Source organism: Taibaiella soli (assembly GCF_003236175.1).
Classification (GTDB): domain Bacteria; phylum Bacteroidota; class Bacteroidia; order Chitinophagales; family Chitinophagaceae; genus QKTW01.
Window position 1 is genome coordinate 217,623 of sequence record NZ_QKTW01000025.1, and the last position, 19,990, is coordinate 237,612.

Below are 19,990 nucleotides of genomic sequence, written 5' to 3' on the forward strand. Positions count from 1 at the left end.
GGTCAATGAAAATTTCATTGACCTTTTTTAGGTCCATCCCATTCATGAAAATACAAACCAGCGTTACGGCCGGTAGCTCAGCTCACACCAAACCTTTGTCTCATTCACGCCCAGGGCATTTCTTCCATAGCTACTAATACCGATCAGCGCATTGTAATACTGCTTTGTCTGTGGCATTGGGCCGAGCACTTTTACGTAAATCACTTTTTCATTGCCCGGATTGAAAACCTTTATAATCGTGCCTTTGGGCGCATTGTTGAAAAATGCAAAATATGGTTCGCCCTTGCTCTTCGACTGACCATCAAAAAATACAGCGGCGCCTTTTTCCGTAGTGATATTCTGACCGTTACTCGTTTGCTCATCAAACAGAGCCATAGCATTTGATTTAGGCGTTGCCACCATTGTATCTGCGAGACGCAAGGTATCTGCAGGTATCACTGCCCTCGTCGTTTCTACCGCTGTTGACGGAATTGGTAAAGAAGCAACAGACTTAACTGCATTGGTTGTTTTTGGCGTGGTACTTACCGGAAGCTGCATATCAGTAGCATCGTACATGATCCATCCGATCAATAATGTGCTGCCTGGCGTCACCGCGTTATCTGGTAAATGATTCCACTCCTGGAGGCTGCGTTGCGAAACGCCCATAATTCTGGCCAGCGAAGAAAGCTGATCATCCGTTTTCACATGACGGAAAAGCGGTCGTGTCTCCGAGCCAATCACCGGTGGTTTCGTGATTTTATTATAGGCACCGAGTGGCACGTAAATAACCTTGTGATCTGCGAGATTGTCCTGATAATTGATCTGATTGGCATCCGCAAGCATAGCAGGCGGCACATGATATCTGCGGGCAATTGAAAACACGGTTTCGCCGGGCTTTACCGCATGTTTCAACATCCAGTCATTATCATGACTGACCACAAATAAACTATCATTTTTCTGTGCACGTGAAGAAAAGCAAATGCAACAAAAAACAAATGCAAAGAGGAATTTATACATGAAGGATAAAATTATTGCACACTTGAAGGTACAATAATTATGCCCAATCCGCATCGCTGATATCCATGCGAATACGCCAATGTTTTGGCAGATAATTGTTGAAACGGTTGCCCAATGATTTTACCCAACCAAGTCCCCAACCTTTGTAAGTTACCAGCAGCCAGCCTTTCGGAGCAGCGTCAACGCCAAAGTCTTCTTTCTTTAAGAAACGTAGCGCTTGTTCTTTTTCAAGTTCAATTTTGGCGATGTCTGGGTGAATATCAATGCTCATCGCCAACTCATGCGCCGGCAACCATTCTTTAGCTGTGGGACTACCTAACGTAATACCGGTTTTACGCAAGTAAACAGCTTTCGATAAGATGTGAAAATCTGCTTCGTGAACTGAGTTGATCGCAAAAAATTCTTCTTTACCCGGCAGACATAAATAGTCTACACCCGGTTTTAGCAAAGAGGTTGTTTGTGCATGTACAGTTTTATTGTGCAGCGTTTTGAATTTGGGAGCGCGTATCTCGTCCGTTTCATCCTTCTTACGAATCGCAGCAATGAAGAAACCTTCACCTTTTACCAGATGCGGCATAAAACGATAACCCGCCATTTTTCCTTGAGCAGAATAGGTTTTTACAACATTCCAATTTTCCGGCACATCGATGTCTAATGTCTCGACTTCATAGGTTTCAGCCAGCCAATCCAGAATTTGTTCGTCTTCCTCCGGCGAGTATGAACAAGTAGCATAAAACAAAACACCTTCTTCTTTAAGTGCAGGCCATACATCAGCTAAAATCCGCTGCTGACGCTGACTACAAAGTGCTACGTTATTTTCGCTCCATTCTTCTAATGCACGTGCATCTTTACGAAACAGCCCAGAACCGCTACAAGGCGCATCCACAACAATAGCATCAAAATAACCTTCCAGTTTACCAAAATCACGAGGATCATTACTAGTCACCCAGGTATTCATAAAGCCCCAGCGCGTCATATTCTCTTCCAGAATAGAAGCGCGCGTACGAATAACTTCATTAGAAACCAGGAGACTTTCGCCAGTCAATGCAGATGCGAGCAATGTGCTTTTTCCGCCAGGGGCGGCGCAGAGATCCAGCACTCTTAATTTATCTCTTTCAGGATAAACGGCGCGGAACAAATAATCCAGAAACATCGATGAGGCTTCCTGTACGTAGTAGGCGCCTGCATGATACGCAGGATCGAGCGTAAAGACTGGACGCTCAGGCAATACTCTCCCCTCTGCACACCAAGGCACGATTGCATTTCGCACCAGCGATTGCATTTGCTTTACGGGATGCAAACGCACGCTGGTAACTGCCGGCAGCTGATGCGCCGCCAGAAAGGCTTTTTCATCGAAGCCTTTTACGGATTGGAGATCGTGTATGAGTGATGCCGGAATACTCAAATTGTTACTTATTTTGCTTAAAGCTCAAAGCCTAAAGCTTGAAGCTGTGTGATTACAAATTTGCTTAAAGCCTAAGGCTTAAAACTGTGTTATTACTTTCTTTGCTCAAAGCTTGACACTTAAAACTTAAAACTGCGTTGTTACCAATAGCTGTTCTTAGCGAATAGCACTTGTGTTTTTTGCCCGAATAGATTTTATAAGCCCAATGAGCATTGCCTTTACTGCGTTTATTTTTTCGGAAGCAATATCGTACTTCGGCTTTGGTATAAAATCCAAATCAAAAGCAAGTAATAGACAGTACTCAGTTTCATTAAGCGATCCTAATGCAATATCCAAAAAGTGTACAAAGTCTTTTTCAGAATTTCTTCCACACCCCTCTACGATGTTTAACGGTGTAGAAGCACTTGAACGTTTCAGTTGTGAGGTCAATCCAAACCGCTCGTCGGTTGGAAATCCTGATGCTATTTCCTTATAAATAAACAGACAAAATTCATGCGCCCTTTGCCGAACTTCATAATTTCGATAATTCCTCATAGCATCAAATGTATGCCATTAAAAGCCTGACAATCAAAGCAAAAAGCTTGAATTCTGCTACAATTTGACGCTTCAAATATAAAGCTCAAAACTCGTTATCGGGAGATTGCGCTCCACGGGCAAGTTTTGAGCTTTAGGCGTTAAGCTTTCAGCTTAATAAGGAAACTCCACACCTGTATAGTTATGCGGCGTAATCGCTTTCAGCTCTTTTTTGAGCTTTGCATTAATTTTCAGCGTATCGATGAATTCGTGAATATCCTGTTTAGAGATACCTGCTTTACCGCGGGTCAGCGCTTTCAGCGCTTCGTACGGCTGCGGATAATTTTCACGACGCAACACTGTTTGAATTGCTTCTGCAACTACCGCCCAGTTGTGCTCCAGATCTTCTTTCATTTTGCTGTCGTTCAGCAATAATTTACCAAGACCTTTTTCCAGTGAACGAAGTGCAAGGAAGCTATGCGCCATTGGCACACCTACGTTACGCAATACAGTGCTGTCGGTAAGATCGCGCTGCAAACGACTGATCGGCAGTTTCGCTGCGAGGTGCTCGTACAATGCATTTGCAATACCGAAGTTACCTTCTGCATTTTCGAAATCGATCGGATTTACTTTATGCGGCATCGCGGAAGAACCAACCTCACCTGCTTTTACTTTTTGCTTAAAGTATTCCATCGAAATGTATGTCCACATATCACGACAGAAATCGACCAGGATGGTATTGATGCGTTTCAGCGCATCAAATTGCGCAGCGAGGTTATCATAATGCTCAATCTGCGTGGTGTATTGCATACGTTCCAGACCCAGTTTGCGGCTTACGAAATCGTTACCGAAACGAATCCAGTCGATCGCAGGAAACGCCACGTGGTGCGCATTGAAGTTACCGGTAGCACCGCCGAACTTTGCAGCAAACGGCACGTGCGACAGTTGACGAATCTGACCCTCGAGACGTTCTACAAACACCATAATCTCTTTACCGAGCGTAGTTGGAGACGCCGGCTGACCGTGTGTACGCGCCAACAGGGAGATTTTTTTCCAGTCTTTTGCCATTTTGCGCAGTTGCAGCAAAATGTTTTCCAACGCAGGCATATATTGTTCTTCCAGTGCTTCTTTCCAGGAAAGCGGCACTGCAGTATTGTTCACATCTTGAGAAGTAAGGCCAAAGTGTACCCACTCTGCTACATCTCCTGCGCCCATTTCATTGAGCTTTTCTTTGATGAAATATTCAACAGCCTTTACGTCGTGGTTCGTGGTACGTTCAATGGTTTTGATCTGCTGAGCGTCTGCTTCAGTGAAGTTTTCATAAATGCTACGCAGTTTCGCAGCTTTTACTTTTGCCGGCAGGACAAAGATTTTCTTTTCAGCGAGGAAAATGAAATATTCGATCTCTACACGAACGCGATAACGGATCAGGCCAAATTCTGAAAAATACGGAGCCAGTGAGGCAAGCTGGGCACGGTAGCGGCCATCTACCGGGCTAATTGCTGTAAGCGCTGTTAAATCCATGGCTGCAAAGATAACCTGATTGGGGTAATTAGTTAAATAGGTAAATAGGCAAATATGTCAATGTGCTGAATGTGGGAGAATGTGTCTTTGCGAGAAACCCTCGTTATATGAAGCAGACTCGCGCTGAGATCCCCTTCAGGGGTTAAGGGTTAAATCTCGGATGATATTTCTCCATGGTATTTCGCAGAAAACTCCGATCCAGATGCGTATAAATCTCAGTAGTGGTAATACTTTTGTGGCCCATCATTTCCTGAACAGCACGCAGATCAGCGCCGGCTTCTACAAGATGCGTGGCAAAAGAATGTCGTAGCGTGTGCGGATGGATTGTCTTTTTCAAACCGGCTTTTATCGCCAGATCTTTTAGAATCATAAAGACCATTACCCTTGACAATGAACTGTTTCGGCGATTCAGAAACAAAATATCTTCGTTTCCTTTCTTCGGTTCCATTTTAGCACGTATATGCTCCCGGTAAATACGGATATGCTTTACAGCTTCGCCTCCAATCGGCACGAGCCGTTCTTTATTCCCCTTCCCTACTACCCGTACAAAACCGATATCGAGATATAAATGAGAAATAGCCAGCGAAATCAATTCACTCACACGCAAACCGCAACTGTACATTGTTTCCAGCATTGCGCGATTGCGTAATCCTTCCGGTGTACTGTGGTCAATCTGTGCAAAAAGCATATCAAGCTCTTCTATGCTCAATACAACCGGCAATGCCCTTTTCAGCTTGGGCGCCTCTAGCATTTCCGTAGGATCTTCTGCCAACATACCTTCCAGCTCCAGATACGCGTAAAAAGATTTGAGTCCGCTGAGAATGCGGGCTTGTGTACCAGCCGAAAGTTCCAGTTCGTTGACGTATTGAAGAAATAATTGTAAATCCTGAAGGCAAAGTGTATTCGCACTTTTATCGGCAAGCGACTGATGTGCGTAATCACGAAGCATGGTCACATCATGCAGATAAGCTTCTACTGTATTTTCAGACATCGACCGCTCGATCCGCAGATATGCCTTAAAACCGTTTATGTTCGCATCCCACATTTTATTCTGAGCCTTATCTTTACTTTATGATTACGATCGCAATTGTGAATGGCCCAAATTTAAATCTTTTAGGCACGCGTGAGCCGGAGATTTACGGAAACCAGACCTTCGAAGCTTACTTCGAAGAGTTGAAAACTATGTTTCCGCAGGTTCAATTGCAGTATTACCAATCGAATGTGGAAGGTGAACTGATCAATTTCCTGCACAACTGCATGGGCAAGGTAAATGGGATTGTGCTGAATGCAGGCGCTTATACCCATACCAGCATTGCGCTCGCTGACGCTATCGCAGCAATTATTATTCCAACCATTGAGGTGCATATTTCCAATGTAATGGCACGTGAAGATTTCCGCAAAACCTCTTATATCGCAGCAAAATGTGTGGGTTCAATTTCTGGTTTGGGTATGATGGGATATAAACTGGCGGTGGAATACTTCTTAAGTCAAAAGTCAAAAGTCAAAAACTAAAACTATTGACAATGAAATGCATCCTGGTTGCTTTATTTCTCATTGTTTCCACTTGCATTTCTTGTAAACCGGACATGCAATTTGATAAAGAGAAATGGAATTATCAAACTGATCCTGCATTCCCACCAGACTATAGAAACCGTATGGTAAATGACCTTACCCAACATCATCAGCTCGTCGGACTTCATTATCCACAATTGATTCAACTTTTAGATCAGCCTAGTTTTATTGATAGCGCCGCAGTTAGCTATGAATTAGACGTTGACTATGGTAGAGACATTGATCCTGTTTACATAAAAAACTTAAACTTCTACTTATCGAAAGACTCGATTGTTACTTCATTTAAGATAGAAGAATGGAGGAAATAGCTAGCTAACTCATCAACTCTGCCATTCTACCCAACGAAACGGTCAGACGACTCGAAGCCGTCCGACCGTTATACAAAAATTTCCATGCCACTCCAATCATCAATCTCAAATATTAAATCGCAAATTAGTTAACCAGTTCTCTTGCATTCTGCAACGCAGCGTCACTTGGTTGTTCGCCACCGATCATACGCGCTATGGCCAGCACACGTTCATCCGGCTTCAGTTCACGAACCTGTGTAGTAATGCGCTGATCTTTACCTGATTCTTTATACACATAAAAATGACGCGAGCCTTTAGCTGCAACCTGCGGCTGATGCGTGATACAGATCACCTGATGGTATTGTGCCAGATCGCGGAGCAGCACACCTACCTGACGCGCGGCTTCACCCGAGATACCCGTATCCACCTCGTCAAAAATCAATGTTGGCAAATGCATGGCTTTCGCCGTGAGTGATTTTATAGAAAGCATGATTCGACTCATTTCACCACCAGATGCAGCTTTATGAATTGGTAAGAACTGACCGCTTTTATTGGCGTCGAGCAAAAACTGAACTTCATCCATACCCAATAGTACAGGCGCTTTCAGCGGTTGCAATTCTATTTTGAATTGTGCATTCGGCATACCTACCAATGCCAATAATTTATTTACTTCCTTCGAAATTTCCGGAGCAATTGCTTTGCGTTGTCTGGAAAGCTTTTCTGCTGCGGTTTCCAATTGCTTATAAACTACGCCTTGTTCTTTGGCGAGCTTTTCAATGGTATCATTTAAGTCAAGTGTAGCCTGTAGTTCATTGCTCAGTGTCGCCTGCAACGCCAACAGTTCATTGGTCGTTTGCACACCATGTTTTTTCAACATTTTATACCCTGCGTCCAGACGTTCCTGCAACTCCTGCATTTGCTGCGGATCAATGTCCACATGGCCTTCCAGTGTTTCCAGTTCACCCGCAATATCCTTCAGTTCTGCCCATACAGACGTCAGACGTTCACTCACCGCATTTACTTCCGGCATTACATCCGTAATACTTTGCAGCTGCTGACTCACACGTTTTAATTCATTAATCAGTGGCTGTTCACCTTCTTCTAAACTATACCGACCACTTTGCAATACCGAATGAATCCGCTCTGCATGTGACATCTGCTTCATTTGCTGCGCCGCGTTTTCCAGTTCGTCCTCAACAAAATTCATTTGCGCCAATTCATCCAGTAAAAACTGTTTGTAATCTGCTTCCTTTTGAAACTGCGCTTGTTTGGAAATGCTTTCGGTCAGTTGCTGTGAAATCTTGCGGTATTGACGGTACAATTGCTGGTAATCTTTGAGCAAGGCGCTGTTCTGCGCAACGGCATCCAGCACATCCATCTGAAAATTATCATCCTCAAGTGCTAAATGATCAAATTGCTGATGGAGATCTACCAACAGCGAACTAATACGATTGAGCGTCTGCAGATTTACCGGCGTGTCATTGATAAAAGCACGGGATTTACCACTGGCGCTGATTTCGCGACGGATAATACATTGCGATTCTTCATCGAGCTCCGCTTCGCGCAATGCTTTCTGAAACGTATCATTATTACGGACATCAAAATGACCTTCTACCACACATTTTTCATCTTTATTGATGAGTACAGACGTGTCGGCTCTTTCGCCTAAAATCAGCGATAGTGCTCCGAGAATAATACTTTTACCAGCGCCGGTTTCACCTGTTACAATATTCAGATGCGCGTCTGGCGTGACGGTAAGATGATCAATGATGGCGTAGTTTCGAATGATAAGTTTCTGCAGCATATGTGTAAATCAGGACAAAAATAGGAGGATTGGATGTATTATAACAGGATTGATTTCAGATGTGCGGAAAAGTTAATTCTGTTCCGTGTTTTAGCCTTAAAACGCACATGTCTTCAATGTTTTTTCTTACGAAACGAGATCGATAAATGGCTTAGCAATTCAAACTATTCCAAAAATCAAACATTAGCGATTACCGTTTTTTAATGTACCCGTACCACGCATTTTTACGAAAATTTCATTGAGCACTTTCATTGTTTGCGGCGCTGTTTCTTTTGCATAAAGAATCGAAGCATACAAATTGATATGGTTTGCATCGCAATAAATCAGTGAATCATGGTAAAAAGGAGCATCTTTAAATATTTCAGCCTGCGATATATTCAAATAATAGCAATTAGGAAGTGAATCTATCGCCTTCAATAATTTTTTATCGATCACTTCGTCGTTAACCGTTTTTTGAAACCTGGTCTCCTTATTCTTCCGGACAATTGATTTATTGGCTTTGTACGGATTTCTAAAAAGGTTCGGCCAGTCAGACATCAGAATAAAGGATTGATCCGGCCGAAGGCTTTTAATAAAATTGATAATGACAGGCGTAAAGTTTTTTCTGCTTTCATTTATTTTCATTTGAAAAATAATGATGCGACTGTTCGCGATCTCACGTTCCGCAATTGGGATAAGTTTATTGTAACTTTCTGTCGTTGTTTCACCCGAAACACCTGGGATAAGCGGCACTTCGCTGGCAGAAATTGTTCTGAACCTGAATTTTTCAATTTTGCCCAGGTAATCAAAATAAGCATTCATACAAAAAGCGTGACTGTCGCCGATCAGCAGTATTTTTTTATCATCATTTCTAAGTGTCGTATCACCGAATGTCCCAACCTGTTTGAAATAGGCTCCGTGCGAATCCCGGCCCAGCTGTTTTGAAATATCTAAAAAGGCCGGTATTGGTGGCACTTGTACGAGTCGTTCGTTTAAAGGTTTCAGGCTAAAAAACAAAATCCCAAAGACCGCAACCGATGAGATAAGGTAGCCGTAGAGCATTTTATTCCCAACTTTCCGCATTGGCTTTTCGATACCATAAAAAGAAAGCAATGCCAAAAAACTGGTCAATACTATTATGTACAGCAGATGTGCCGGTGCAAACTCATATTCTACAAAATAATACCTGAAAAAAGCCATGATCGGCCAATGCCATAAATAGATAGCATAAGACAATTCTCCAGTGTATATCATTGCCCTGGTTTCCAATATTCTTTTCGCCGTATTGTCAGGAGACAAGAGTAACAACGCAGCACCACCACAAGGCAGTAATGATAATACCCCGGGAAATGGCGAAGATTCACTGAGGCAAAAACAACTGATCACGATCAGCGCGATTCCCGTGCAACTCATCAGCAGGCCATATTTTCTGGAAATTGTGTTATTGGCAGAACCGATGCTTAGCAGGGAACCAATTAAAAATTCGGGCATTCGGGCCAGCAACGAATAATACATAATACTTTTAGCACCGCTAAAAATTTTAAATGTGCTATAAGCCAGCAAAGCAGCAATCAAAAAGCTGATAACAGGTAGCAGCCATTTCCTTTTCACGAAGACCAGCAGCAGTGGCAAGAACAAATAAAACTGCATCTCTACCGCAAGGGTCCAGGTATGTAAAAAAGGGTTTTCTGTGTTTTGTGTCCCGAAATAAGTATTCAGCGCGGCAAACCAGTGATTGTTATAAAATACGGCACCACGAATCACAGGGCTCCAGATTGTTACCATGATATCCGTAGACAGGTACACAAACGCCGCAGCGATCGTTACAATAATTAATAACGCATAATAAGCAGGTACAATTCGTTTAATTCTACGTTTATAAAAATCTATAAACGAAAAATGGCCCTGTTCCGTTTCGGATAAAATGATGGAACTGATGAGATAACCCGATATCACGAAAAAAATATCCACCCCGACAAAGCCGCCAGGCAACCAGTTTCTATTGAGATGAAAAATAAAGACGCACAATACAGCAACGGCCCGTAAGCCTTGTATGTCCTTTCTGTAATGTGCCAATGCCATAAACTATAAAAATAATAACATTAATAAAGCGTCTGATTTAATTTTCTTTTGCCTGTTGTTGCGTTGTTATGGATGCACAACTTACTTTTGCGCCATGGCAAAATTTTTTCTGAGAAAAAAAATTGGTGATCGTGTTGTAAATGGCCATCCGTGGATATTTGCAAATGAATTGGGTGACAGTGACGGCACTGCAGAACCCGGAGACATCGTAGAAGTATATTCTTATAATGGCTCTTTTATCGGGAAAGGATACATCAACCCTGCTTCGCAAATCCGCATTCGCCTGGTAACACGCGAAAAAAACGAAGAAGTAAATGATGAGTTTTTCTATAACCGCATCCTCGAAGCATGGGAATACCGCAAGCAGATCGGCTATGTGGAAAACTGCCGTCTGATCTTTGGTGAAGCAGACGGATTGCCGGCACTGGTGATCGACAAATTTAATGACCATCTGGTAGTACAGACATTAGCCCTGGGTATGGACCGTTGGAAAACCGCCATCGTAGCGGCTTTGCAAAAGATATTTAACCCAAAAGGTATTTACGAACGGAATGATGTTCCGGTACGTGAACTGGAAGGTTTACCGCAGCAAAAAGGATTTCTTTCCGCGCCGTTTGATACCAATATTGTCATCAACGAAAACGGTCTGAAATTTCACGTAGATATTGAAAATGGCCAAAAAACAGGTTATTTCCTCGATCAGCAGGATAACCGCCGCGCTATTCAGCATATTGTAAAAGGAGCGGACGTACTGGGTGCATTTACCTACACCGGCACTTTCGAAATCCACGCCGCGCATTACGGTGCCAAATCCGTATTAGGCCTGGATATTTCTGAAAACGCGGTTGCGCAGGCAAACAAAAATGCCGCGCTCAACGGACTCGAAAATATTGTAAAGTTTGAGGCGATGAACGCCTTTGACGTGCTGAAGCAATGGGGTAAAGAAGGGCGCAAATGGGACGTTGTAATGCTTGACCCGCCTGCGTTTACCAAAAGCCGCGAAAACATCCAGAAAGCAATTACCGGCTATAAAGAAATTAACCTGCGTGGTATGAAACTGATCAAACCGGGCGGCTTCCTGGTAACGTCTTCTTGTACCAATCTGGTGCCACCGGAATTGTTCCTGCAGATTATTGAGATGGCTGCCAAAGATGCGCGCCGCAAAATCCGTCAGGTGACCTGGCAGACACAATCTTCCGATCACCCGATCTTATGGCACGTGCCGAATACGCAATACCTGAAATTCTTGATCGTACAAGTAATGTAAGAAGCGTTTTATAGTAAAGACCAGCTCAAGGGCTGGTCTTTTTTTATTGACGAAGCTGCAATTACTGCCATGATTCAATCAACTACTTTCCCCACTCATGTCATACTGACTTTGACGAGTCTAAAATGGCAGTAGAAATTATGTTCATACAAACTTAAAACTGCCTGTTTCAGTATAAAATGTCACTGGCTTTCCCTGTATTCAAATATTTATAAAAATATACAACCTTCCTTAACGCCAAAAGCGGAAAGCCTGCGGGCATAGTCTATTCTGAAATATTCCAATTACAGAAAAATATAGCCAGTGAACGTGACCAGAATCAAGCCTTTTATCCTACAGATAATTATCCAGAAGGTAGGTTCACCTCAATGCGATTAGTCTGCACACAGTAGCACCTTGCACAATTAGCGACCGCGTAGGGCGGCGAGCCCGTTCACAGCCTGATGCAATTGGAAAGAATTTGGTTGGCGCGTAGTACTTCGGGATACTCGCACCGACACGCAAAAAAGGTTGCCTTGCGGCAACCTTAAAAAAGCTTATTTATGATCGGAAAATTATAATTGGTTGTACACTACAACGTCAGTAGCTCTCGGAATACCGTAGTACTGGTATGTTTTGTGTCTGTAGCCTTTCTTGATGTAAGCGTCTGTATCACCTTCTTCTGGGATAGTAACCCAATCGTCACCTTTGTGCCAGCGATAAACAGCGATTGTATTAGGACCACGGCGAGTCAGTGCATAAAACTGGAGTTTTTTACCAGTATAGCCCATTTTCAGCATTTGGTCATCAGTATATTCATCTTCAGCGATGCTTGCCTGATCTTTCGTTACCGGGTTAAACCAGCTGTTTACAGCTACGCGGTCAGGAGCCGGATTGCGGTAAGCAGTGAAAATTTGTGTTTTGTTTTTCCAACCCCAGTTCAGCATCTGGCCTTCCTGATATTCACCATCGGCAACGGTCACAAAGTTTTTATCCGCTGCATTATACCAACGATAAACAGAAACAAGCTCATCACTTCCCTGAGAAAAGCCTTTGTTTGTATATAGAGCCGTAGCCAATACAGTGGTTAAGAGGAAGAAAGTTTTTTTCATAATTAAAACGCTTTTTCTAAAATCGCTTCCAAAATACATAAAAATTTTTTTGACCTGCAATAGCTGCCAGCATTTTTTTTCAGAGTTTTTTAACAGTATCCCCTCACCTTGTTCAAATCCGGCAATTGGCGTAGCTTTGGACCCTTATGTGCCAAGCTGTCAGTTTTTAAAAATTAGCACAGCTTTTGATGTATCATATGAAGTACGTGGGAGTTAAAGGATTAGACAATTTGCCCAGGTTAAACAACTAATTAGTAAAACACAAAAGACAATGATTGGTTTTCTTTCAAAATTATTCGGCGGAAGCAAGTCTGATAAAGACGTAAAACGCATTACGCCGCTGGTTTCAGAAATCAACCGTGTGTACGGTGAACTGAAATCCCTATCCAATGATGAGCTGCGTAACAAAACTCAGGAATTCCGCCAACGCATCCGCGAGCATCTGAAAGGTATTGATGAAGAGATTGCAGCAAAAAAGGCTGAAGGAGAACAACATAGCGAAGATGAAATTCAAAACCGCGAAGCGATTTATGATGAAGTAGACAAACTTATCAAAAAGCGCGACGAACAAATAGAAGAAGTTCTGGAAGAAATCCTTCCGGAAGCATTTGCAGTAGTAAAAGAAACAGCACGCCGCTTTTCCGAAAACCAGCAAATGGAAGCTACCGCTACCGAACTGGACATGGCGCTGGCTGGCCAGGGCCGTGAATACGTCCGTATCGACGGTCAAAAATCTTACTTTAATAATACCTGGTCTGCTGCAGGCAGCGTGGTTACCTGGAACATGGTACACTACGACGTACAGCTGATCGGTGGTATCACACTCCATCAGGGTAAAATCGCTGAGATGGCGACGGGTGAAGGTAAAACACTCGTATCTACCCTGCCTTCTTACCTGAATGCACTCGCCGGCGAAGGCGTACACCTGGTAACGGTGAATGATTATCTCGCCCGTCGTGACCAGGAATGGAACGGCCCGCTGTTCGAATGGCTCGGCATTACTGTTGATTGTATCGATAAACACCAGCCAAACTCTCCGGAACGCCGCAAGGCTTATATGGCCGATATCGTTTACGGTACAAACAATGAATTCGGTTTCGATTACCTGCGTGACAACATGGTGCATCATCCGGAAGAAATGGTACAACGCAAACACCATTTCGCAATGGTCGATGAGGTGGATAGCGTATTGATCGATGATGCGCGTACTCCGCTCATCATTTCCGGTCCGGTACCACGTGGCGACGAACAACAGTTCCACATCCTGAAACCGCGCATTGAACGCCTTCTCGAAGCACAGCGCCGTATTACCAACCAAGCGCTCACAGAAGCTAAAAAACTAATTGCCGAAGGCAAAACAGATAAAGAAACAGGTGGCCTGGCATTATACCGCTCATTCCGCGGCTTGCCTAAAAACTCTGCGCTCATCAAGTATCTGAGTGAAGAAGGTAACCGTCAGATCCTGCAAAAAGCAGAAAACTATTTTATCGGCGAGCAACAACGCAACATGCCGAAAGTAGACGCTGAGCTCTTCTTCGCTATCGATGAAAAAAACAATAGCGTAGATCTTACAGAAAAAGGTCTTGCGCTGATCACCGGTTCTGGTGAAGATCCAAACTTCTTTATCCTCCCGGATATCGCTACGGCGCTGGCAGACATCGAAAAAATGCCTGTTCCCGAAGATGAAAGAAGACAACGCAAAGACGCTCTGATACAGGAATACGCGACCAAAACCGACCGTATCCATTCCGTTCAGCAATTGCTGAAAGCATATACCCTCTTCGAAAAAGATGTGGAATATGTAGTAATGGAGGGTAAAGTAAAAATCGTTGACGAACAGACTGGTCGTATTCTTGACGGTCGTCGTTACAGCGACGGTCTGCACCAGGCGATCGAAGCGAAAGAAAACGTAACAGTGGAAGCTGCTACGCAAACCTTCGCAACAGTAACGCTGCAGAACTACTTCCGTATGTACCACAAACTTGGTGGTATGACCGGTACCGCGGAAACTGAAGCAGGTGAATTCTGGGAAATCTACAAACTCGATGTAGTAACGATTCCAACCAACAGAGTGATCTCACGTAAAGATCAGCAAGATCTGGTGTACAAAACCAAACGTGAAAAATATAAAGCCGTAATTGACGAAATCGAAGCAATGACCAGCGTGGGCCGTCCGGTACTCGTAGGTACTACTTCGGTGGAGGTTTCTGAATTGCTGGGCCGTATGCTGCAGCAAAAGAAAATTGCGCATAACGTACTCAACGCGAAACAACACTCTCGTGAAGCGCAGATCGTTGCTGAAGCCGGTTTGGCTGGCGCGGTGACCATCGCTACCAACATGGCGGGTCGTGGTACGGATATCAAACTCGGCCCTGGTGTGAAAGAAGCGGGTGGTCTGGCCATTATCGGTACAGAACGCCACGAAAGCCGCCGTGTTGACCGCCAGCTGCGTGGTCGTGCCGGTCGTCAGGGAGATCCGGGTTCTTCTCAGTTCTTCGTTTCTCTGGAAGATGAACTGATGCGCCTCTTCGGTTCTGAGCGTATTGCCGGACTGATGGACAAAATGGGCCATAAGGAAGGTGAAGTGCTGCAACACAGCATGATCTCCAAATCCATTGAGCGCGCACAGAAAAAAGTAGAAGAAAACAACTTCGGTACGCGTAAGCACTTGCTGGAATACGATGACGTAATGAACGCGCAACGTGACGTAATCTACAAACGTCGCAATCACGCGCTGTTTGGCGACCGTCTCAGCATTGACCTCGATAACGCAATGTTTGATGTATGCGTAGACGTCGTAGCTCAGTTTGAAGACAACCGCGATTTCGAAGCGTTCAAACTGGAAGTGATGAAACATCTGGCAATTGAGCCGGAAATCGCCGCAGAAGAATTTGCAAAAAGTGATATCAACACTATTGGTGATAAACTGTACCATCAGGCAAAAACATTCTACACACGCAAAACCACTGCTATCCGCGAACATATGCTGCCAACACTGGCACAGATTCTGGAGCAGAACGGCGAACGTGTCGAAAACATCGTAATTCCGTTTACCGACGGTGTCCGCGGTGTTCAGGTGTATGCTAATCTGAAAGAATCAGTAGATTCAGCAGGCCGTCCGATCATCCAGACTCTGGAAAAAACCATGACACTGGGTATGATCGACGAATCATGGAAAGACCACCTCCGTGCAATGGACGATCTCCGTCAGTCTGTACAGATGGCACGTATGGAGCAGAAAGATCCGCTTTTGATCTACAAATTCGAAGCGTTCAATCTCTTCAAACAAATGCTGCTGGAAACTAATCGCAATATCGTTTCATTCTTGCTGCGCTCTGGCATTCCAATGCAGGAAGCACCGCAGGAAGCACAGGAACTCCCTGAATACCATACCGACATGAGTGACCTCTATGACAACAGAGAGGAAATTGATGAGGCTGGTCAGGATTATGCTGCTGACGAACACGATTATTACACGGAACCGGGTGGTGAGGCAAGACAACCAGTACAGGCAGGTCCAAAAATCGGCCGTAATGATCCTTGTCCTTGCGGAAGCGGTAAGAAATACAAAAACTGCCACGGTCGCGGATTAGTAAGCTAATTTTTCATAACCGTACATAAAGAGAAGCCGCTGTAAGCAATTACAGCGGCTTTTTTATTTGGGCGCCCTAAGTAGGTTTCCCGCAAAGACGCGTAAGAGGCAAAGACGCAAAGCTCTCACAACAGATCACTCCCTTTCAGGTTTTGAATTTTGACTTTTAAATTTCGCAAACACCATACCTTTAAACAATATGATCCGAGCTATTCTGTTTTCTTCCCTGATTCTTGCTGCAACGCTGGCCAATGCCCAAACAAACTGGCAATTAAAAAGTCCGGCGAAAAATAAAATCTGCGGCGCGTCAGTTGAAGAGGCTTATAAAAAACTCAATGACAGAACTGCTAAAAACGTAATTGTCGCCGTGATTGATATTGGCACCGACATTACGCATGAAGACCTGAAAGGCATGATCTGGACCAATCCCAGGGAGATTGCAGGCAATGGCATTGATGACGACCACAACGGTTATATCGATGATATCAACGGCTGGAATTTTATCGGAGGTAAAAACGGTAACCTGCTATACGAAGCGACCGAAGAAACCCGCATGTATCAAACATTACGCAAACAATGGTTCGGCCGGGATACAACCAATCTCAAAGAAGCTGACAGTGCAGCGTTCGCCCAATTTAAAAAAGCAAAAAAACAATACATCGTTGCACAAAAACAACGTGACGGCGACGCCAAATCGATGACCACGATCTACAATCTCAATCAGCATTGGTTCTGGCGGCAAATCTTTCATATGGCAGCGGGCGGTAAACAATTTGACACAGACATCGCAGAAGCCAAAGAGATGACGGTACAAGGCGCTGCCTACAATAAAATCAATGTCGATTCACAACGCATCGCTATTGTGGGCGATGACCCAACCAATCCGCACGAACGCTATTATGGCAATAACGAAGTGTACACGTCAGCATCCACACATGGCACCCATACTGCGGGCATTATTGCAGCCGTGCGAAACAATAACATTGGCATCAATGGCGTCAGTAACGATGTGCGCATCATGGTGCTCCGTGCGGTGCCCTGGGGCGATGAGCGCGATAAAGATATTGCCAATGCGATTCGCTACGCGGCTGACAATGGTGCATCGATCATCAATATGAGTTTTGGCAAGTACAAATCTCCGGATAAATCGGTGGTAGATTCCGCGATTGCTTACGCGACTGCAAAAGATGTATTGTTCATACATTCTGCCGGCAACGAATCAAAAAATATTGACACGGTAAATTGTTATCCAAATCCACGCAGTTCAGCTGCAGATGCTAACGACAGTAACTGGATTGAAGTAGGTGCCAATGGCAAAAAGAAAGGCAAAAAGCTACCGGCGAGTTTCTCCAATTATGGTCAACATGCTGTGGATATTTTTGCACCGGGTGAAAACATCTACGCTACATTGCCCGGGAACCAATACGGCAAAGAATCCGGCACGAGTATGGCCGGCCCTGTAGTGGCAGGTGTTGCAGCAATCATCCGTGCTTATTTCCCCGACCTTTCAGCAGCGGAAGTAAAATCACTCCTGGTAAAAACTGCGTACAAATACGATGGTAAAGTGCGCACACCCGGACACAAAAAAATGAAGGTGAAGTTTTCTACGCTTAGTGTAGCCGGAGGCATTGTAGATGCAGCAGCAGCGGTAGATGCAGCGAAGAAAGAGAAAACCCTTATTTCTTTGCAAAAGTAAAATGCCCCACGGGCGTCCAGACACCATCGTCTAGCCGTAACAAGGTGAAATTTTCCTGCATAAAGGCCGCATCAAACACGCGGTCTTTAAATCTGGCCCAGAGCTCCCGGAATTTTCGCGGTTCGGTATCTCTGTAGGCAACGGTGACATGCGGCGTAAAATGCTTCATCCAGATCACCTGCGCACTGCGCGTTTCTTCCCAGATGCGCTGCAAGGTTTGAAATAAATGAACCAATTCGGGATTGTCTTCCAGATGCATAAACAGCACTGGTGTCTTTGGATTGGGAAAGCAAGAAAAATCCCGCAATACAATTTTGAATGGATGGATTAAATCAGCAACTTGTTGAAAAACCGGACTTTTCTCAACAGCTGCCGTCGCTTTAAACGGCGGAATAAGCGTAATATGAACCGGCCGGGAAAGTGATTTTTTAAACCCGAAATCCTGACTGATCTCACGTTGCACAATCCTGACTTTTTCATTCACACCTTCAGGAAACAGTAATGCTACCAGGTAAAGGTTAGTTCCGGCAGTCTGTTCGGGATGATTCATAGCTGACCAATGGCTGTTTCCTACACATTTATAATAACATACAAAAGAAACGAAATATATTTACAAAAAGCAATTATCAAGCCGTTTTTCATTTTTAATCATTAGTTTTTACCTTTGTTTCCAGAAGATTAATCAGATGAAACGTAACTATTCAAATATCCTGATCGCTGCCGGCCTTATTTTCATGGCTGCGGCTACGCGCGTATTAAATGCAGATATGCACCTGTACAACTTTGCTCCTGTTGCCGCACTCGGCCTGTTCAGCGGTGCAGTGATCAAAGACAAGCGTTATGCATTCCTGCTGGCGCTGCTCGGTCAGTTCGCTGCAGATCTGTATTTCCAGCTGTTCACCAACGTACAAGGTTTCTACGGCATATCTCAACTGTTCACTTATGCAGGGCTGATCTCCGCTACATTCCTCGGGACTAAAATGGGTGCTGTAAAACCAGTAAAAGTATTGGGTTACACACTTGGCGCTTCTACCCTTTTCTTCATCGTTTCTAACTTTGGTGTTTGGGCAGAAGGCATGTATGGTTACAACTTTGCCGGACTGGTAAAAACTTACACAATGGGTTTGCCATTCTTTAAAAACACCATTCTGGGTGATCTTTCAGGTAGTGTAGTATTATTTGGCCTGTACACTTTATTGCAACGTTCTTTCTTCTCGAAAATGGAAAAAGCAACTGCTTAATTCCTTTCTCGAGATTTTTATAGAAGCGCATTCCTCACGGGTGCGCTTTTTTTATAATACCCCAATACCCTAAAGGGGAATTTCAGCGCGAGTAATAATTTCCCGCAAAGATGCATAAGTGGCAAAGGGCGCAAAGCACTCGCAATTTTTTACTTTTGAATTTTGACTTTTGAATTTAAACGAAGTAAAGATCAAAGAAAACTCATGGTTTGCCCGGCTCGCAGCGGCAAAACTCGGCAGTGAGCGGGTAGCGATTGTCTGGCGACACACCATTCATCTGCACAATACTACAAAATCTGAATTCCTTGCAGATCAAAGATGGGTAGATCACGAACTAAAACATGTGGAACAATTTGAACGCTATGGCTGGCTGCAATTTGCCTTTTTGTATCTCATAGAGAGTATCCGCCACGGTTATTTCAATAATAAATTTGAACAAGAAGCCAGAGAAGCAGAAAACGCCAAATCTCACCCCTGATTTCTAAAGGGGAATCTCTGCGCAGGTCGGCCCACAAAATTTACTCGCACCGGAACTCCTCTTTAGGGGTTTTGGGGCTAGGATAATTCAGTCGCGGGTATTATCTTTGCCGGAAATTAGAATTTTCCATGCCACAAAAAATAAAACCAACAAGTCGTCAAAAGAGCATGTTTTTTCTGCATGTGGTTGTTTACTTCGTAGCTATGGCCGCAATCTGGTATCTCTATAAAGCAGAAGGCGATCGTACGCACAAATGGGTTTATCCTTGGCAGGCATGGATTACAGCAGCATGGGGCCTCGGTATCATCGGCCACGCTTGTTCGCTGTTTACATTCTACGAAGACAAAGGTCTGGACGAATACCACCGTCAAATGCACAATTAGTATCAGGTTCCTGATAAAAATCATATATAAAACCCCTTGCATTAACGCGAGGGGTTTTTAATTTTAGACTATATCGCTAT

General features: G+C 44.1%; 17 protein-coding genes. 8 read left to right on the top strand and 9 right to left on the bottom strand.

Going from position 1 to position 19,990, the window contains the following annotated elements; genetic code table 11:
- Window positions 1–63: 63 nt before the first annotated feature.
- The 5 genes from DN068_RS19225 to xerD form a co-directional block, all read right to left on the bottom strand.
- Entirely contained in the window at window positions 64–996 is a 933-nt protein-coding gene (locus tag DN068_RS19225) for a LysM peptidoglycan-binding domain-containing protein (RefSeq protein ID WP_165836465.1), read from the bottom strand.
- A gap of 37 nt (window positions 997–1,033) precedes the next feature.
- Window positions 1,034–2,401 (bottom strand): methyltransferase RsmF C-terminal domain-like protein, encoded by a 1,368-nt coding sequence (locus tag DN068_RS19230; protein ID WP_111000567.1) that lies wholly within the window; start codon window positions 2,399–2,401, stop codon window positions 1,034–1,036.
- Window positions 2,402–2,557: 156 nt separating this feature from the next.
- Window positions 2,558–2,935, bottom strand: a complete 378-nt coding sequence (locus tag DN068_RS19235; RefSeq protein WP_111000568.1) for a four helix bundle protein — start codon at window positions 2,933–2,935, stop codon at window positions 2,558–2,560.
- 153 nt (window positions 2,936–3,088) lie between these two features.
- Complete coding sequence (gene purB / locus DN068_RS19240; protein ID WP_111000569.1) at window positions 3,089–4,438, bottom strand: adenylosuccinate lyase; 1,350 nt, start codon at window positions 4,436–4,438, stop codon at window positions 3,089–3,091.
- A 142-nt stretch (window positions 4,439–4,580) separates the two neighbouring features.
- Entirely contained in the window at window positions 4,581–5,483 is a 903-nt protein-coding gene (xerD, locus tag DN068_RS19245) for a site-specific tyrosine recombinase XerD (RefSeq protein ID WP_111000570.1), read from the bottom strand.
- A gap of 26 nt (window positions 5,484–5,509) precedes the next feature.
- On the opposite strand from xerD, the gene aroQ reads away from it, so the two are divergent.
- Window positions 5,510–5,950, top strand: coding sequence for a type II 3-dehydroquinate dehydratase (gene aroQ / locus DN068_RS19250; RefSeq protein WP_207799042.1), 441 nt, complete (start codon window positions 5,510–5,512; stop codon window positions 5,948–5,950).
- Between the two features lie 11 nt (window positions 5,951–5,961).
- Window positions 5,962–6,318 (top strand): hypothetical protein, encoded by a 357-nt coding sequence (locus DN068_RS19255; protein ID WP_123985415.1) that lies wholly within the window; start codon window positions 5,962–5,964, stop codon window positions 6,316–6,318.
- A 124-nt stretch (window positions 6,319–6,442) separates the two neighbouring features.
- Here the strand turns inward: DN068_RS19255 and recN are convergent, their stop codons facing one another.
- Complete coding sequence (recN, locus tag DN068_RS19260) at window positions 6,443–8,101, bottom strand: DNA repair protein RecN (protein ID WP_111000572.1); 1,659 nt, start codon at window positions 8,099–8,101, stop codon at window positions 6,443–6,445.
- 183 nt (window positions 8,102–8,284) lie between these two features.
- Entirely contained in the window at window positions 8,285–10,162 is a 1,878-nt protein-coding gene (locus tag DN068_RS19265) for an acyltransferase family protein (RefSeq protein WP_111000573.1), read from the bottom strand.
- A 94-nt stretch (window positions 10,163–10,256) separates the two neighbouring features.
- Here DN068_RS19265 and DN068_RS19270 point away from each other — a divergent pair, with 94 nt between their 5' ends.
- Complete coding sequence (locus DN068_RS19270) at window positions 10,257–11,429, top strand: class I SAM-dependent rRNA methyltransferase (RefSeq protein ID WP_111000574.1); 1,173 nt, start codon at window positions 10,257–10,259, stop codon at window positions 11,427–11,429.
- A 554-nt stretch (window positions 11,430–11,983) separates the two neighbouring features.
- On the opposite strand, the gene DN068_RS19275 is transcribed toward DN068_RS19270, so the two are convergent.
- Window positions 11,984–12,520 (bottom strand): hypothetical protein, encoded by a 537-nt coding sequence (locus DN068_RS19275; protein ID WP_123985416.1) that lies wholly within the window; start codon window positions 12,518–12,520, stop codon window positions 11,984–11,986.
- 271 nt (window positions 12,521–12,791) lie between these two features.
- Between DN068_RS19275 and secA the strand changes: the two genes are divergently transcribed.
- Window positions 12,792–16,121, top strand: coding sequence for a preprotein translocase subunit SecA (secA, locus tag DN068_RS19280; RefSeq protein WP_111000576.1), 3,330 nt, complete (start codon window positions 12,792–12,794; stop codon window positions 16,119–16,121).
- Window positions 16,122–16,311: 190 nt separating this feature from the next.
- Entirely contained in the window at window positions 16,312–17,808 is a 1,497-nt protein-coding gene (locus tag DN068_RS19285) for a S8 family peptidase (RefSeq protein WP_111000577.1), read from the top strand.
- Here the strand turns inward: DN068_RS19285 and DN068_RS19290 are convergent.
- Window positions 17,789–18,358: a 2'-5' RNA ligase family protein gene (locus DN068_RS19290; RefSeq protein WP_111000578.1), complete on the bottom strand. Its 570-nt coding sequence runs from the start codon at window positions 18,356–18,358 to the stop codon at window positions 17,789–17,791. The two genes, DN068_RS19285 and DN068_RS19290, sit on opposite strands and share 20 nt — an antisense overlap.
- Window positions 18,359–18,494: 136 nt before the next feature.
- On the opposite strand from DN068_RS19290, the gene DN068_RS19295 reads away from it, so the two are divergent.
- From DN068_RS19295 to DN068_RS19305, 3 genes are all read left to right on the top strand, one after another.
- Window positions 18,495–19,049, top strand: a complete 555-nt coding sequence (locus DN068_RS19295) for a DUF6580 family putative transport protein (RefSeq protein ID WP_111000579.1) — start codon at window positions 18,495–18,497, stop codon at window positions 19,047–19,049.
- A 169-nt stretch (window positions 19,050–19,218) separates the two neighbouring features.
- Window positions 19,219–19,527, top strand: a complete 309-nt coding sequence (locus DN068_RS19300; RefSeq protein WP_111000580.1) for a DUF4157 domain-containing protein — start codon at window positions 19,219–19,221, stop codon at window positions 19,525–19,527.
- A 128-nt stretch (window positions 19,528–19,655) separates the two neighbouring features.
- Window positions 19,656–19,910, top strand: coding sequence for a 2TM domain-containing protein (locus DN068_RS19305; RefSeq protein WP_111000581.1), 255 nt, complete (start codon window positions 19,656–19,658; stop codon window positions 19,908–19,910).
- Window positions 19,911–19,990: the final 80 nt, after the last annotated feature.